Below are 15325 nucleotides of genomic sequence, written 5' to 3'. Positions count from 1 at the left end.
CGCGCTACTCAGCAGTAGCGCGCTTCAAGATACTCAAGATAGCGTGGGACATTGTTCAGTCCCAGCTTATCTTGCAGCGTTTTTTCCCGATGGAAGGCACCGTGACCCGCGATATTGCTGCGCAGCCATGCACTGAGCTCGGCAAATTCTGACGCCTCTGGCCGGTTTGCACAGACAACCACTTTCTCTGCCGCCAAATTCACATACAGATTTGCCGCGTATACCGCACCAAAGGCATAGGAAGGGAAATACCCCAGAAACCCCATCGACCAGTGAATATCCTGCAGGCACCCCTGCGCCAGCGTTTTCGGTTGCACCCCCAGCAATTCCTGCATGTGCCGGTTCCAGCACTCGGGGATATCCGCAACGGCCAGCGTGCCGTCCAGCAGCGCTCTCTCCATCCGGTAACGCAACAGGATATGCGCCGGGTACGACACTTCATCGGCATCTATGCGGATGCAACCCGGCTTCACATGCAGCAAATAGTGTCTGTATGCGATCCGGTCGAAAGGCCAGTCCTGGCTTGCGAAGGTGTGCTCAAGGTAATTGATAAAGCCCGGGGTGCGGGCCAGTGCCATCTCGTAAAACAGGGCCATGCCCTCGTGCACACTCATGCCTCTGTCCCGGCCCACCGGCTGGCTGTGCCATTGCGCCGGCAGCCCGGCGTCGTAGGCCGCATGACCGTACTCGTGAACGGCGCCCAACAGGCCCTTGCACACATTGCGCCTGTCGTAGGCGGTAGTGATGCGGATATCGTCGAAACCACCCTCGGTGAACGGGTGCAGGCTTTGATCCAGCCGCCCGGTGTCAAAATCGAAACCGAGATCGCACAACACGATTCTGCACAATTTTTTCTGCCGGCTTAAGGACAGCGATGGGATTCCCGGTGACGGCTGCTGTTCCCATCGCTGCTGTGCACGCTGCAATAAGGGTGGCAGCGATACCTGCAGTGTGTCGAACAGCGCCTGGCATTGCGCCAGCGTGCGCTCGCTGTCGTACTCGCGCATCAGCGCCTCATACGGATCACAACCAATAGCATCGGCTAAAAAAATGGCCTTTTCGCGGACCAGCTTCAGTACCTCGGAAAAATGCGGCGCGAAGGCCTTGAAGTCCCGCCCCCCTCGCGCCTCGCGCCAGGCTGCCTCACAGCGCACGCAGGCTTGCGAGAGCGCACCGTGCAGATCATCCGGCAATGCCGTCGATCGCTGGTACAGCGCACGCATCTCGCGCAGGTTGGCCTGCTGCCAGGGTGATAACTGCGCCTGTGCTGCCGCCGCTGATTCCAGCAACTGCGGCACTTTGTCATTCACCAGCACAGCCTGCATGCTGCGCTGCAAGGCCGCGAGTTGCTGCGCTCTCGCCTCGGTGGACCCAACCGGCATTACAACGGACGTATCCCATTGCAGCACCGAATCAATCCGCTTCAGGTGATAGTACTGCGCAAATACCGCCTCCAGATCCCGGTAGGCGGCCATTCCATTGCTAGGCATGCCGCGCCGGAATCAGCGTTTCACCCGCGACGGCCTGCAGGCCGGTGCGCTCCAGCGCGGCGTTCAGGATCATCTGCATCAACTGGCTGTACTCCATGTTCGCGTACTCGGCCATCAGGTTGAATTTGCCATCCCAGCACCAACCGGGATTCGGGTTCACCTCCAGCAGCTTTGGCCTGCCCTCAGCATCACAGCGGAAATCGAAGCGCGCATAGTCGCGGCACTCCAGTCGCTCGAATAACTGCCGGGATGCGCTGACCATCGTGTTCCGCGTCTCTTCATCCACCTGCGCTTCGCGATAGCGAATCTCTGTCCAGTAGGGCGAGTCCGGCATCCACTTCGATTCATACGACAGAATCTTGGGCAGATTTTCCGGCAGGTCGCTGTAGTCCACTTCCAGCAGCGGCAGCGCTTCCAGGTTTCCGGGGTTGCCGACCAGGCCAACACTGTACTCCGCGCCTGTGAGGTATTCCTGTATCAGAATGGGTACCCCGGGCAGCGTTTCGCGCAGGTAACTCATATAGTCCAGCAATTTGGCGGCATCATGTACCACGGCATCCTTGGTGATACCGATCGAGCTGTCACCGCATGCGGGCTTGAGCAGTGCGGGAAAGATCGAGGGCAGCGTCGCCGCCTGATCACTGGGGTTGTAGAACGTTTCCAGCGGCACCGGTAAATCCATAGCGGCGCAGATGGCGCGCACCTTCGCTTTGTCATAGCACAGCGCAAGACAGCCGGGCGCCGCACCGGAATATGGCACACCCAGCATCTCCAGCAGAGCAGGTACGTGAAGCTCCAGTGTGGCGTCGTTGTTGTAGCCCTCATCACACAGGTTCAGAACAAACCCCGGCGGGTTGTCCAGCAGCTTCTGTATCAGCTTGCTGTGATTGTCCATGTAGTTGAACTCAAAATCGCCCAGCTTCGCCAGTGCTTCCTTGAGCATCTTGATGGTGTGAAAGTCTTCCTCATTGAACTTGCCATTGAGTTTGACCGTGTCGGGAAGACTCGGGTCACCCATCACCACCGTGACAGTGCGTTTCGGAACAGGCACTGCAGCACGCACTTTCTTTTCCGGCCCTGTCGCGCTCAGAAACAGGCGATTGGCCATCATGCCCAGATCGTGCCCGCGCGTGGAATCCGCCTGCAGGGAGCCGTGGCAGACAATATCGGTGAAACCAAGATCACTCAGAATAGTGCGCAACTCCTGCTCACTGTACAGTCGTTCAGCATAGAACTGGTCGGCGATGACTCCCACGTTGGCCTGGTTAACCACCTCGCGCGACACGATACGCTTGCCATTGGCAGACAGCGTGCGCTCGCGGTTTACAAAGTGTTCCTGGTCGATCCATTCCCAGCTGCGCGGTTCGAAGTTCTGCGCCATCCAGTGTGCATCCACCACGTCCAGCACCAGTTTGCCGCGCGAACGCAACACACGCATGATGCTGTGCAGCACTTCCAGGTCGTCCTCTTCACGCTCGAAATACCCAAAGGAGTTGCCCATCACGATAACGCAATCCTTGCTGTTCTCGGGCAGGTGGATACGCCGCGCATCGCCCTCGGAAAATTTGACGCGCAGGCCTTCGTTGCGCGCGCGCTTGCGCGCCAGACGCACCAGATACTGTGAGCGGTCAAAGCCGTGTAGATGCTTGAAACCCCGGCGAGCCAGTTCCAGAACATGCCTGCCCTGGCCACAGCAGAGGTCCAGCAGTTCGCTGTTCTCGTCGATATCCACTGCACCGATCAACATATCAATCTCGGCGCGGGTGTTTTCACTGTTCTCCACCACGTCACCATCGGTTTTCAGGTAGACGGAGTTGAACAGTGTTTTCCACCAGTCGCTAGGCAAATGGCGTTCCAGATCGGAGACTGGCCCCAGAGTACGAATGGGTCTGGCGCTGTCGTTTGCTGCTTTAGTGGTGCGTTTGGTCATGGCATGACTCCTTGCTGCAAATACCACACAATTTGATTTTGGGGCGCGGTAAACCACGTTGCTGGCAGACAATTTTTCTGCGCCTTTCGGCGCGCGATATTGCCACTACTTTTCGCAGTCGGTTAATAAATCAATTGTGGAATAATTACATGCTGGACCTTGGCATTACGGGACTATACTCCCGCGACAAATCCTGTGGCACGGGGCCCAACACGGCACTGGATTTCCATCGGCTCTATATTTTTCGGACACCCAATCATGTTTCGAATTCGCCAGATCCACGATGCCTCGACCCACCAGAATCGGCTGGCTGTTTCCGCTGTGTTAAAAATCTATCAGGATGCTTTCAGCTACTACCCTGAGTATGCAGCAAAAATAGCCGCGCTGATGAAGTTTTCTCCAGAGAAAGATTTTGAAGTGGTGCTATTGGTAGCTGAAGGTCACAAGGAACGTATTCTGGGTTTTTCGCTCAGTTTCTACTTCCCACGCCTGCGCTACGGCTACCTCGACTACATTGCCAGCCACCCGAATCGGCATACCCGTGGCTACGGCGGCGCACTGTACGAGGCGACCTGTGAGTGGTTCTGGCACCGCAAGGCCCACGGCCTGTTTCTGGACGTACCCACCGACGACCCGACGCTGATACAGGACAAGGGCAAGCTGGCGGGCAACCGCCGCCGCCTCGCATTCTATGAGCGCTTCGGTGCCCGCCCTATCGCCAACACCGCCTACGAAAGCACCGCACACAAGGCGAACGCCGGTGCGTTCACTTATCTGGTGTTTGACGATCTGGAAACGGGCACACCGCTATCGAGAAAGCAGTTGCGTGCTTTCCTGCGACGCATGTTGGCGGTCAAGGGCAATATGGACGCGAACGACGCCAAGCTCAAGCTGGTACTGGATTCCGTCAAGGACGACCCGGTACAGTTGCGAGCGCCGCGCTATCTCAAAAAGCGTTCCGATACCGCAGAGGCCGCGCAGACCCCGCTCGAGTTTGTCACCACCGGCGATGCGGAGCAGATCCACCACCTGAAGGAAAAAGGCTACGTGGAGCGTCCCGCTCGGGTTCATGCCATACTCAAGGGGCTGGACGGTATTCCAATGAAATCGCTGAAGCCTCGCCATTTTGCCGAGCGGCATATTCAGGCTGTGCACCATCCCGAACTGGTCAAGTTTCTCAAGCGGGGCGAACAGAATCTGGGGCCGGGACAACTGTTGTACCCGAATGTCTTCCCCGTGCGCCACTCCGACCGCATACCGCAATCCTGGGACAACCAGGCCGGCTATTTCTGCATCGACAATTTTACGCCGGTTACCGGCAATTGTTATCTCGCTGCGCGCAATGCGGTAGACGTGGCACTTACCGCCGCACAGCGACTCAGCAAGGGTAGCCGCCTGTGTTATGCCCTGTGCAGGCCGCCGGGTCACCACGCCGAATCGCGCGTGTTTGGCGGTTTCTGCTATTTCAACAATGCGTCGATCGCGGCCCATTACCTGTCGCAATCCGGGCGGGTAGCCCTGCTGGATATCGACCACCACCACGGCAATGGATCACAGGAAATTTTCTACCGGCGCAGCGACGTGTACGTGATTTCCATTCACGGTCACCCGCGGTTGTGCTACCCCTACTTCTCCGGCTATTCCGAGGAACGCGGCGAGGGCGAGGGCAAGGGCTACAACCGGAACTACCCCCTCTATCCGGGCGTTGATGATCACAACTATGCGGACACCCTCGGCAAAGCCCTCAGTGTGATCAGCGCGTTCCGACCAGATTACCTGGTGCTGTCGCTGGGTTTTGACATTATGCAGGGCGACCCTACCGGCACCTTTGATGTAACACCGCGCGGTATGTACCGTATCGGCAGAATGCTCGGCGAAACCGGCCTGCCCACGCTGGTGGTACAGGAAGGCGGTTATTCCCTGCGCAACCTGCGCTCGGGTGCGCTGGAATTTTTCCGCGGGCTGACGCGCCCGGCAGGAACATAGCGTCAGACTTTACTGGACAATAATGCGGCAAGTATCCAATACTTCGACACGCGCCCAGTGCTTCACGTAGCTCCCGAAGCACTACTCAAGTAATAACAAAGGAGAACGCCATGCCCGCCTCTACTGAAATCCTGTCCCCGGTTGTCGCGTTGCTGGTATTGACCTGCATCGTCTGGGCATGGATGTATATCACCCGGATTCCAGCCATCAGCAATGCTGGCATGAAATTGGACCAGAACCTTCCGAATGGACAACAGATGGCGGAACTTCCACCGAGAGTCCGCTGGAAGGCCGATAACTACAATCACCTGCTGCAACAACCTGTGATGTTTTACGCGGTGGCGCTGACACTGGCGCTGCTGGGTGCCGGCGACGGCCTGAATGCGACACTGGCCTGGTGGTACGTGGGACTGCGTGTCGCTCACACCCTGCACCAGACACTGTGGAACAAGATCGAGATACGTTTTGTGCTGTTCAGCCTGTCCTCACTGGTGCTGATCGCGCTGGTTGTGCGCGCCGCACTGTTGGTCTGGTAAGCGCTAGCTGACCAGACTCCTGCCGCCATCCACGGTGATCACCTGGCCGGTGATGAACGGCGCATCACAGCCCAGGAACACCACTGTCCGAGCGATATCCATCGGGTCACCCAGGCGTTTCAACGGTGTCTGTTGCAGGGTGCGCTCGCGCATTTCATCACCGTAACTGTCATCGCTTTCGGGCCACAGTATCGCGCCGGGCGCGACCCCGTTCACGCGGATATCCGGCCCCAGATCTACCGCGAGACTGCGTGTCAGTGAAGCCAGCCCAGCCTTGCTAGCGCCGTAGACGTTGAAGTCCTTCAGGGGAAGATCCATATGCACATCGAGGATATTGACGATGCTCGCGGTACCGGAACGCAATCCCGGCAGCAGGCCCTGAATCAGGAAGTAGGGACCGCGCAGGTTCGCGCCCAGCAGGCTGTCAAACTGCGCGGGCGTGCACGTCTGCACCGGCGTTGGCAAGTAACTGGAGGCATTGTTCACCAGTAGGTCAAGTGAGGGTGAGCAGGCTAGCACCTCACGGGCCAGTGCACGGATCTGCACCTCATCCTGTAAATCGGCCTGAAACAGGCGGCAGGATTCAGGCCGCTTATCACACAACTCCCGCGCCAACGCCTGAGCGCTATCTGCTGAGCTGCGATAGTGCAGCGCAATGTCATACCCGATGTCGTGCAGGTGGCAGGCGATCGCGCGCCCTATGCGCCTCGCGCCACCGGTGATTAAAGCTACCTTGTTCACTGCTGCCTGCTCCTGTGCCTGGCCCGGACGGTGATCAGTCGTAATAGGCGGGGGCCTTCTTCAGGGTATCCGCCAGCGCCTTATCGTGTTCTATCCAAAGTGTCGCGCCGGTTTCGGCCAGCACACGGTCCACTTTGTCCATGGATTCCAGTGTCTGTTCGGCGTTGTAATTGAACGTCGGCACCCGACGTAAAGTGCGGTTGGCCCGCGTGTGGTACAAGTCGCCTGACAGTAATATCGGCCCCGTTTCTTCCAGCATCACCAGCAGGCTCTGGTGCCCGGGCGTGTGGCCGGGGGTAGAGATAATCTGCACACTGCCGTCACCGAATACATCGTAGTCGCCGTCTATCAGTTTTACCTCGGCCTGCTTCAACGCTTCATACGAACGAGTGTCGACAAACTCCTGATTACCATCAAATGCACTTTGCCACTCGGCCGTTTGCATCAGCACGGTGTTTTCAACCAATGCATTGGCTGCGCCCGAATGATCAAAGTGCAGGTGCGAATAGGCGGCATGGGTAATGTCCGCTGGCGTTATATCCATATCGGCCAATTGCTCGATGATCCAGCGTTCATACTGCATGACCGGCCCTTCTGCGGGAGGCTCACTACCCACCACTGAGCGCGGAAGACCACCATCCCAGAAGAGGATGCCGCGGTCATGCCTGATCATATAGCAGGGCACAAAAAGCTCCCGGACATCCGATTCCTCCGGCTTGATACTGAACATTTCCAGGCTGTCCAGTTGCACGCTGCCGCAGTCGAAGACATAGAGTTCAGGGCCGGCGCTGGCGTAATTGCAGATGCCTATCAAGCTTAGCGCGAGGTACTTCAGGCGTGTTCGCATACTGTTACGTCCTTAGTGATTACAGGGAACGGGGCTCTGTCTAACCCACCAAGCTCTGCGAGGTTAGCATAAGTGCACCGAACACCTGAAAATATTGTGCCAGCTCGAACTCTGATGGCGTTGGGCTATCCTGTAGTGTAAATATACCCTCAAACATAACAATTGAACGGTGCGCGATGAATACGTATACCCGGCTACTCAGTGTATTACTCACCAGCAGTGTGTTGCTTGCCTGTTCCGACAATAACAACAATGCGTCCCCGGCGGTCTCAACGGTTGTGACACCGACCGAACCCCCGGTCATGCCGCCGGTTACTCCCGAGAGCCTCTTTTCCCAACAGACAATCAATATCCCCAGTAAAGCCACTCCCGCGTTCACGCCGGGGACCACGGGGGTTGTGGTCGACAACCCCAAACTGCTGCGCCAGTTCGGCTCCGGCGAGATCAACTTCAATCAGGCCCGTTACACACGCTACTTTTTGTCGGATAAGGACGGCCTGCAGCCAGACGGAATCCTGATAATGGTTCCGGGGTTTGAAGGCGGCGCTGCTAACTATTATCCGTTCGCGGAGAACCTGTTGCGAAGAGCCACAGCTGAGACCAGCCTGGTACTGGAAGTTTGGGCGGTTGATCGCCGTTCCAATCACCTCGAAGACACGGTGGGGCTTGATATCGCAGAGGAACTGAATGATCCGGTTGTTGGGCTGGACTTTCTTTTCGGCGATGCCGTAGGACTCGAACTCAGCCAGGCCTTGGTAGACGGCCCCAACCGCCGTGCAGTTTTTCATAACAGCAGCACGGATACTGCCTTTATGGCTCAGTGGACCGCGCTTGTGCACTCACAGGATATCAATGCCATTGTCGAAGCAGCGCGCAGCGCGGCTCGCAGCGGCAATGTTTTTCTGGGTGGACACTCCGCCGGCACCGGCTATACCGCGCGCTATGCCGCCACTGACTTCAACTTCAGCGGCGGCGACCCAGAGCCGGGCTACGAAAAACTGCGCGGCCTGATACTGCTGGAAGGTGGCGGTGCCAGCCTGTCATCGGAACCCGTTGATGAGGCGACGCTGGATTTAATAGAAGCGCGTTTTGACGGAGGTCTTTACGGTGCCGTGCGCGACCAAATGCCACGTTGTATCGATGGCCAGACCGCATGCACAGTCGCCACCGCCGCGGTCGATTGCGGTGCGTTCGACAATTCGTCCTGCGTCGAGCCCGAACGGGCGTTTTCCGAAGTACCCGGGCTGCTGTCAACGCAACTGTTTGCGGTTTCCGAAGTCAATGCGCTCGACGCCGCCCTCAACGGTGAGACAGTTGCCTCACTGCTGCAGCACGACTTCAATGGGATACCGGGCAACAACGTAATCGCAAAAGTACCGCAACTCAACATCCTGACGGCCCTGGTCGGCAACACGCCGGCCTCATCGATCACGCTGCTTGGAAAGTTCATCGATGATGACGGCCTCGCTGCCGCAGCCGCCAGCTTTCTCGCCACCTCTGTGGGTTTTGAAGGACCTGTGGTCGACGGCGTTGCCACCTGGCTCAGCAAGGGAGAAGCCCAGCCACCACAAGCGCTGGTAGACAACGGTCCGGCGCCGCAAACACTCGCGGAGCTCGGCAAATGGGGCGTGGAGGTGGAGCCAACCGATCTGGAGCAAAGTATCGTGCCGGGATTCTATCGCGGCGCAACCAATTTCCTGGATTGGTACTACCCTTCCTCCGGCCTTGGCGTCACCAACGGACTCGGGCTCGATACAACAGCCCTGTCTGCCCCGCCACCGCTGGGGCGTGGGCGCACCGATATAGACAACCGCACGCAGGCAATGCACATCGATATTCCTGTCATCGGCTTCGGCGGCAGTAACGGGCTGACACCGGCGCCCGCATCCTGGCTGCGCTTTGCCGCCGCCATCGGCCCCTGCATGGCACCCAGCTGCGACGGCTTAACGCCACGAATACTGGATGAGGCAAATCCCAGCGCGGCATTTCCCACGTTCGGGGATGTCAGTGGTGGCTTCGAAACCTATATATCCGAGGGCTATGCACATCTGGACATACTGACAGCAGACGATGACGAGACGAATAATGTCATCGGCCCACTGCTGGCGTTTATCAACCGCAATCTGCAATAGCCGCACTGCTGCGATTGCGCAACACCAAATCAATCCAAAGGAGAAACCGCGTGTCAATTTTTGATAATTTCAAACTGGACGGTAAAGTCGCCGTGGTAACCGGTGCGGGCAAAGGGATCGGGGCGGCAATCGCCAAGACCTTTGCCGAAGCTGGGGCAGATGTAGTGATTGGGGCTCGCACCGAGGCCGACCTTGAACGCGTAGCAGAGGTGATTACTGCGCTGGGGCGGCGCGCCTTGGTGGTACCAACAGACGTGCTGGATTTCGATCAGCTACAAAATCTCGCCGACCGCGCTATGGCGGCGTTCGGACGCATTGATATCCTGGTGAACAACGCCGGTGGATTTCCGCCAAAACCGGTGTCACAGACTACCGCTCGCGAGTTCGAGGGCGCATTCCGCTTCAACGTCAGCACAGCCTATGAGATGTCCCGTATCTGTGCCCCGCTGATGGTCGACTCTAGCGGCGGTGGGACCATCCTCAACATCTCTTCCATCGCCGGACACAAACCGACACCCTGCTTCGCGGCCTACGGCACGGCCAAGGGCGCACTGTCGCTGCTGACGCAGGAACTGGCGCAGGAATTCGCCCCCAGGGTGCGCGTCAATGCCATTGCAGTCGGCTCCACCAAGACCGATGCGCTCAATACCGTGCTCACCCCGGAAGTCGAGCAGGTGATGGTGGACCTGACCCCGATGGCTCGTCTGGGCGAAGTCGAGGATATCGCGATGGGCGCGCTGTACCTGTGCACACCCGCAGCAAGTTATGTCACGGGTGAAATACTGGGCGTGAACGGCGGCCTCGAGCGGCTGAATATGCAGATGCCGCGCGCTTGGGGCGGCATGGGGTAGTCGTCAGGCAACGGAAACAAACTGGACCAGACCGCACCGTGTGGTAGCTCACAGCAACCCGAATTTGGCCATATTTGACTGCCGCACCTGCCTGGTTTCGCATTACACTTGAAGAATAGGCCACCCCGCAGGAGTACCAAGCATGTCAATGGCATCCCGCACACCCACCGATGTAGCGCTGACCCCGCGCAACAGGGAGTTCGATATCGCCCGCTGCCTGGCGCGCGACTGGTTTGACAACCACGCGTTCAAAACCGCCTGGTTCAATGCCATGTCGATCACATTCCCGCTGGGCGAAAAATTTTTCATCGACAGCGTGCGCCATTTTGCCGACCGCATTGACGATCCGAAACTGACGGAAGACATTCGTGGCTTCTGCGGGCAGGAGGGATTTCACCGGCGCGAGCACCAGCGCTATAACGAAGCGCTATGCCGCCAGCGCGGCTATGACCTGCAAGTCATGGAGGCTCGCCTTGAACGCAATATTCAGCGCGGTTATCGATTTCTGACACCGCTGCAGCGCCTGGCCACCACCGCTGCGATGGAGCATATCACTGCGATACTGGCTGAATCGGCGCTCTGCGAAGACAACCCGATGATCAGCCCGGCTGACAGCGCCATGCAGGAGCTGTGGCAGTGGCACGCAGCCGAAGAAATGGAGCACAAAGCTGTCGCTTTCGACGTTTATCGCGCGATTGGCGGGACAGAGAAGATGCGCAGGAGTGCCATGCGTCAGGCCACGGTTTTCCTGATGCTGGATATCCTGATGGCGCTGGTGCACATGCTCAGAAGAGACAAACAGTTGTGGAGTCTGCGCCTGTGGCGTGAAGGCTGGCGCTTCCTGTTCGGCAAAGGCGGTATCCTGCGCAGGATAGGGCCCGCCTATAAGGAGTACTATCGCGAGGGCTTCCACCCCTGGGACAGAGACACGCGGCCACTACTGGAAGCCTGGAAAGCGCACGACGCCCTGCCAGCATAGCGCCATAAGTGAATAGCGAACCAGCGCATTCACTTGGAGATATTAATCAGGTTGCTGGGCTCCACATAAATGTGGCTGAGGCACTCGCCCTCTTCCTCGTTCCACTGGTCGATATCACCCATTCTGCAATGCGCCGCGCCGTGCACCTTGATATGTGAAATCTCATGGCAACCGATGCGCTCGAACTGCACGTCGGTGTATTTGTCATTGGTCGGCTTGATGGACGCAAAGGCGATCGATTTACTGTCGTAAACCACACCCTCTTTATTCATGACCGTCAATCGCGGCACCAGGGTGCTGATTCTGTAATTGAGATTATTCTGCAGGCGGAACTGCAATTTGCAGGCTTTCTGCATATCCCAGATACGCGTTACCGTCAGCACTGCGCTGACGGAAGGATCGCCCTGCTCGATCTCCATAAACTCCCAGGTTTGATCGTCCTTCAGCAGGACCGGGCGGCCGTCGAGTGTAACGGCCTTGATATCCGATTCAGATGCCGCTGTTAACGTTGTGCCCAGAGCGAGCAGTAGAACCAGAGCTGAAGATATTATGTATTTCATCAAATTGATTGCCATGCCAGTGTCTGTTTGATCGCGAGAGCGATCGCGTATTCTGCAGATTGCGTACTTGACTAAAGGGTAGCGTCACTGCATGGCGTAAGCAATACCCACGTCAGTGGCTTAATAGCCGTGGGCTCGGTCCAGGGGTGGCCGCGGGAGCAGCCGGGGAGATGGCTGCGGTGGTTAGTCGTTGCTCGCTACAATCTGCTGGCGCGCGTCCCATTGCTCGCGGTAATGTGCACACTGGGCGCGATCTACAGCACCTGATTGTTGGTGCCAGGCGAGCATAATGCAGGTTTTTTTGGCGCCCAGAGAGGTGCTGACATCGCTTTGAACGACTCTATGCAAGTCCTGCCCCAATGAAGATCTCTCAATCATTGCTGCAGTACCGCACAGGGCCACGCCCAGAATGAGTGCTGTCGCAATACCGCGCGCTTCCCCGGATAACCTTGTCTGTTTACTGTTCATGCGGAAATCTTAAGCAATGCATATTTCAGATTGGTTGCTGCCGCGTGAATCTTTTATGACATGCACACAGCACGCCAATCAGCGCCCCGGGAAATACCGCGCTGCGCGCCCGGCAGGCAATCAATACGAAAATACTGCCATTTACAGTACACTTTGCGCTTTCGCCTCCGGGCGATGTACCGGCTCTAAGACACCAGGGAATAACTATGTCGCGTCGACCCGCCCAGCTAATTGCAATCGCAGGAACCCTGGCACTCACCCTATTACACCTGCATGATGGCTCGTATGCTGGCCACGCAGCAGCCAGTGGAAGCACCAATCGGTTTGAGACAATCAGCGAGTTTTCGGTGGATGGGAATGCCGAGATCATGCAGGCTGCGGCCGGTGGCAACTACCTCGTGCATACCAACAGCAAGCGCAGCAGCATTGACGTCGTTGACCTGACGGACCCAGCGCATGCAAAGACTATCAGCTCTCTCGATATGCCTGGAGAGCCTACTAGCGTCGGTGTCAGCCCCGATGGAAGCTGGGCGCTGGCGGTTGTCTATGCAAACAAACCCAAAGCAGGAAAGAAGCCGGTTGATCCGCGGCTGCCGGGTGTACTGGCTCTGATCGACTTACGCGACCCATCCAATGCCTCTGTTACTGCCCTGATGGGGATTGGCCACCACCCAGACAGCATCGCCGTTACCGACTCGGGAGATCAGCTCGTGGGGGTGATTGCGATCGAGAATGAGCCGCTGATTGTCGTCGATGACAAGGTTTTGGATAGCGATGCGCCCGGCCACCCCAACGACATCAGCGACAGGGGCTCAATACAAATTGTCACCATCAACCCGCAAAAACCCAACCACTACAGCCTGACAACATTACCCTTTGGGGAGTCCCTGCTACGCGATGCACAGATGTTGAACATTGCTGACCCCCAGCCCGAGTATGTTGCCATCGCGCACGACAAACAGCTTGCGGCGGTATCGCTACAGGAAAACAACGGCGTTGTGCTGGTCGACTATCTGGCGGGGGAAATCACCGGCGCCTGGGACCTGGGCGTGGTGGCTGCACGCCCCGCCGATCTGGTGAATGACAACGATGCGCAGTTTTCCCAGTCATACCCAACCGATGCTACCACTACAGAACCCCTCGCCGGGACACGCTTTCCCGATGCGATCAGCTTCACCCCCGATGGAGAGTTCATACTCAGTGCCGACGAGGGTGAACTGCCACTCACAGGTGGCCGTGGATTCTCCATCTGGAGCTTAACGGGTGAATTGGTCTGGGATGATGGAGGTGAAATTGAGCGCCGCGCCAATGCACTGGGCCTGTACCCTGACGATCGCTCTGATGTCAGGGGTATCGAGGTAGAGGGGATTACTGCTGCCCAATTCGGCGACAAGGATTATGCCTTTGCCGTCTCTGAACGCGGATCGTTTGTTGTCATCTACAATATCAGTGACCCGAGGGCACCTGAATTTGTGCAAATCCTACCGACCGGAAAGGGGCCGGAGAGTGTTGTCGCCATCCCGCAACGCAACCTGATCGCCATCGCCGCTGAAAAAGGCGGCTCAATCACCATTATCGAACACAGGCCCGACGCAGAATAAACCACCTACCAGCGGGGTCGATAGTCGCGGCGCAGCTGCACTGCCTAGCCGCGGGCGAGCCTGATGTCGCTCACTTCGGTTGCTTGTCTATTTGATCTGCCTTGGCGGCAAATTTCGGGTTTTCACGATAGAAGCTCTCCCAGTACTGCGCACCAAAGTTTTCCATTGCACTGACTTCTCCGGTGCTGAAATTGACGTTCTCCAGGGACACTTCACCGGATTTGACCTGCACGTTGATAAAGGAATCGCGGGGTGTATTGCCCATGCCGGTAGCGATATAGGTGATGTCAGGCTCTTCGAGGAAATAGGTCTGCAGATACTTTCGCCCTCCACCAATATCACCTGAAATCAGAAATATCTGCTTGGTAGCAGCCAGCGGCTCCAGCAGCGGTTTCAAGTCACCCAGAAAGAAGCGATAGTGGGGAGGCGGCTTGATCGGGTGCCGGTATCGAAACAACGCCTGCATCGCGGGATTGTCGTTGTTATAACTCCAGAACACCTTGTGCGTCAGAATAAAGATATTCTTTATCGAGTCATCAGTCGCGGCATTGGTAAGCAGTGTCTTTACTCTGTCCCACGGCTCGCCCGACACAATGGGCACACGACCAGTATCAAGAAAAATGAACAACTCACTGCCCAGGCGAAAATCGTAATTCGACTCACCGAACTCCGTTACATAGCGGTCGATATCGTGACTCACCGGGGTTCTGGTGCCATCCGGTAGCGGGTCATCACCGACCTGAGTGTCGTGGTTGCCCACCGCATTAAAGAACGGCACAGGAATATTTTCGCTTACCCATGTCTTTAAACCGATCAAGCCTTGTTCTTTCAGATTGTAATACAGGTCGCCGAGCGCGATCACAAACGCGGGATCGTCGCCGAACAACCGCTCGACATTGGAGCGCAACATTTTGTTAGGTTCATGGACTCCGGGAGCAGAGCGAATATGCCCCAGAACCACAAAGCTGTAATCGGTCCAATCGTCTTTCGGATTCACGGCCAACTGATTGAAACAGGATTTGTACGGAATCTCCCGACAGTCATCGGCTGCTACAGCAGCGCTACTCCAGATAATAGAGCACGCCCATATAAACACTGCAAAAACTGAAATCCTGGCACTCATCTTGTAGCCTCCGGAATTCTCAGGGAGTGAGCCGATGTAGCTGCGTATTATAAACTGCTACTGAGGGGAGCGGGGTAATCG

Annotated in this window: 13 protein-coding genes; 6 read left to right on the top strand and 7 right to left on the bottom strand. The window is 57.2% G+C overall.

Annotation, left to right across the window (positions count from 1 at the left end; all coding sequences use genetic code 11):
* Positions 1–8: 8 nt before the first annotated feature.
* Together AC0L6S_RS17990 and AC0L6S_RS17985 are read right to left on the bottom strand one after the other, a co-directional pair.
* Positions 9–1490 (bottom strand): hypothetical protein, encoded by a 1482-nt coding sequence (locus tag AC0L6S_RS17990; RefSeq protein WP_473425492.1) that lies wholly within the window; start codon positions 1488–1490, stop codon positions 9–11.
* On the bottom strand, positions 1483–3420 hold the full coding sequence (locus AC0L6S_RS17985; RefSeq protein ID WP_473425491.1) for a methyltransferase domain-containing protein: 1938 nt from the start codon (positions 3418–3420) through the stop codon (positions 1483–1485). The genes AC0L6S_RS17990 and AC0L6S_RS17985 overlap by 8 nt, the downstream gene beginning before the upstream one ends.
* A 258-nt stretch (positions 3421–3678) precedes the next feature.
* Between AC0L6S_RS17985 and AC0L6S_RS17980 the strand changes: the two genes are divergently transcribed.
* Together AC0L6S_RS17980 and AC0L6S_RS17975 are read left to right on the top strand one after the other, a co-directional pair.
* Complete coding sequence (locus tag AC0L6S_RS17980; protein WP_473425490.1) at positions 3679–5406, top strand: GNAT family N-acetyltransferase; 1728 nt, start codon at positions 3679–3681, stop codon at positions 5404–5406.
* A 110-nt stretch (positions 5407–5516) separates the two neighbouring features.
* Positions 5517–5942 (top strand): MAPEG family protein, encoded by a 426-nt coding sequence (locus AC0L6S_RS17975; RefSeq protein ID WP_473425489.1) that lies wholly within the window; start codon positions 5517–5519, stop codon positions 5940–5942.
* 3 nt (positions 5943–5945) lie between these two features.
* Here the strand turns inward: AC0L6S_RS17975 and AC0L6S_RS17970 are convergent, their stop codons facing one another.
* Both AC0L6S_RS17970 and AC0L6S_RS17965 read right to left on the bottom strand, forming a co-directional pair.
* Positions 5946–6683 carry a pteridine reductase gene (locus AC0L6S_RS17970; RefSeq protein ID WP_473425488.1) on the bottom strand — a complete coding sequence of 246 codons (738 nt, stop codon included), beginning with the start codon at positions 6681–6683 and terminating at the stop codon, positions 5946–5948.
* Positions 6684–6717: 34 nt separating this feature from the next.
* Positions 6718–7530, bottom strand: a complete 813-nt coding sequence (locus AC0L6S_RS17965) for an N-acyl homoserine lactonase family protein (RefSeq protein WP_473425487.1) — start codon at positions 7528–7530, stop codon at positions 6718–6720.
* A gap of 176 nt (positions 7531–7706) precedes the next feature.
* Here AC0L6S_RS17965 and AC0L6S_RS17960 point away from each other — a divergent pair, with 176 nt between their 5' ends.
* The 3 genes from AC0L6S_RS17960 to AC0L6S_RS17950 all read left to right on the top strand — a co-directional run bounded on the left by AC0L6S_RS17960 (position 7707) and on the right by AC0L6S_RS17950 (position 11492).
* Positions 7707–9662: a hypothetical protein gene (locus AC0L6S_RS17960; RefSeq protein WP_473425486.1), complete on the top strand. Its 1956-nt coding sequence runs from the start codon at positions 7707–7709 to the stop codon at positions 9660–9662.
* Between the two features lie 50 nt (positions 9663–9712).
* Positions 9713–10513 carry a glucose 1-dehydrogenase gene (locus AC0L6S_RS17955; RefSeq protein ID WP_473425485.1) on the top strand — a complete coding sequence of 267 codons (801 nt, stop codon included), beginning with the start codon at positions 9713–9715 and terminating at the stop codon, positions 10511–10513.
* A 142-nt stretch (positions 10514–10655) separates the two neighbouring features.
* The gene (locus AC0L6S_RS17950; RefSeq protein ID WP_473425484.1) at positions 10656–11492 is read left to right on the top strand and encodes a metal-dependent hydrolase; all 837 of its coding nucleotides are present in this window, start codon (positions 10656–10658) and stop codon (positions 11490–11492) included.
* Positions 11493–11521: 29 nt separating this feature from the next.
* Here AC0L6S_RS17950 and AC0L6S_RS17945 read toward each other — a convergent pair whose 3' ends face one another.
* Together AC0L6S_RS17945 and AC0L6S_RS17940 are read right to left on the bottom strand one after the other, a co-directional pair.
* Positions 11522–12052 (bottom strand): hypothetical protein, encoded by a 531-nt coding sequence (locus tag AC0L6S_RS17945; protein WP_473425483.1) that lies wholly within the window; start codon positions 12050–12052, stop codon positions 11522–11524.
* Between the two features lie 183 nt (positions 12053–12235).
* Positions 12236–12520 (bottom strand): hypothetical protein, encoded by a 285-nt coding sequence (locus AC0L6S_RS17940; RefSeq protein WP_473425482.1) that lies wholly within the window; start codon positions 12518–12520, stop codon positions 12236–12238.
* 206 nt (positions 12521–12726) lie between these two features.
* On the opposite strand from AC0L6S_RS17940, the gene AC0L6S_RS17935 reads away from it, so the two are divergent.
* On the top strand, positions 12727–14121 hold the full coding sequence (locus AC0L6S_RS17935) for a hypothetical protein (RefSeq protein ID WP_473425481.1): 1395 nt from the start codon (positions 12727–12729) through the stop codon (positions 14119–14121).
* Between the two features lie 70 nt (positions 14122–14191).
* Here the strand turns inward: AC0L6S_RS17935 and AC0L6S_RS17930 are convergent, their stop codons facing one another.
* Positions 14192–15244, bottom strand: a complete 1053-nt coding sequence (locus tag AC0L6S_RS17930; protein ID WP_473425480.1) for a metallophosphoesterase family protein — start codon at positions 15242–15244, stop codon at positions 14192–14194.
* Positions 15245–15325 lie beyond the last annotated feature (81 nt).

This window comes from Halioglobus sp. D3-4, from assembly GCF_055809315.1.
This window is presented reverse-complemented; position numbering and strand designations above follow the sequence as displayed.

Coding starts and splice junctions, on each gene's coding strand:
- AC0L6S_RS17930 (WP_473425480.1), bottom strand. CDS start 15,244: ATGAGTGCCAGGATTTCAGTTTTTGCAGTGTTTATATGGGCGTGCTCT.
- AC0L6S_RS17945 (WP_473425483.1), bottom strand. CDS start 12,052: ATGAAATACATAATATCTTCAGCTCTGGTTCTACTGCTCGCTCTGGGC.
- AC0L6S_RS17980 (WP_473425490.1), top strand. CDS start 3,679: ATGTTTCGAATTCGCCAGATCCACGATGCCTCGACCCACCAGAATCGG.
- AC0L6S_RS17990 (WP_473425492.1), bottom strand. CDS start 1,490: ATGCCTAGCAATGGAATGGCCGCCTACCGGGATCTGGAGGCGGTATTT.
- AC0L6S_RS17940 (WP_473425482.1), bottom strand. CDS start 12,520: ATGAACAGTAAACAGACAAGGTTATCCGGGGAAGCGCGCGGTATTGCG.
- AC0L6S_RS17985 (WP_473425491.1), bottom strand. CDS start 3,420: ATGACCAAACGCACCACTAAAGCAGCAAACGACAGCGCCAGACCCATT.
- AC0L6S_RS17975 (WP_473425489.1), top strand. CDS start 5,517: ATGCCCGCCTCTACTGAAATCCTGTCCCCGGTTGTCGCGTTGCTGGTA.
- AC0L6S_RS17935 (WP_473425481.1), top strand. CDS start 12,727: ATGTCGCGTCGACCCGCCCAGCTAATTGCAATCGCAGGAACCCTGGCA.
- AC0L6S_RS17960 (WP_473425486.1), top strand. CDS start 7,707: ATGAATACGTATACCCGGCTACTCAGTGTATTACTCACCAGCAGTGTG.
- AC0L6S_RS17965 (WP_473425487.1), bottom strand. CDS start 7,530: ATGCGAACACGCCTGAAGTACCTCGCGCTAAGCTTGATAGGCATCTGC.
- AC0L6S_RS17950 (WP_473425484.1), top strand. CDS start 10,656: ATGTCAATGGCATCCCGCACACCCACCGATGTAGCGCTGACCCCGCGC.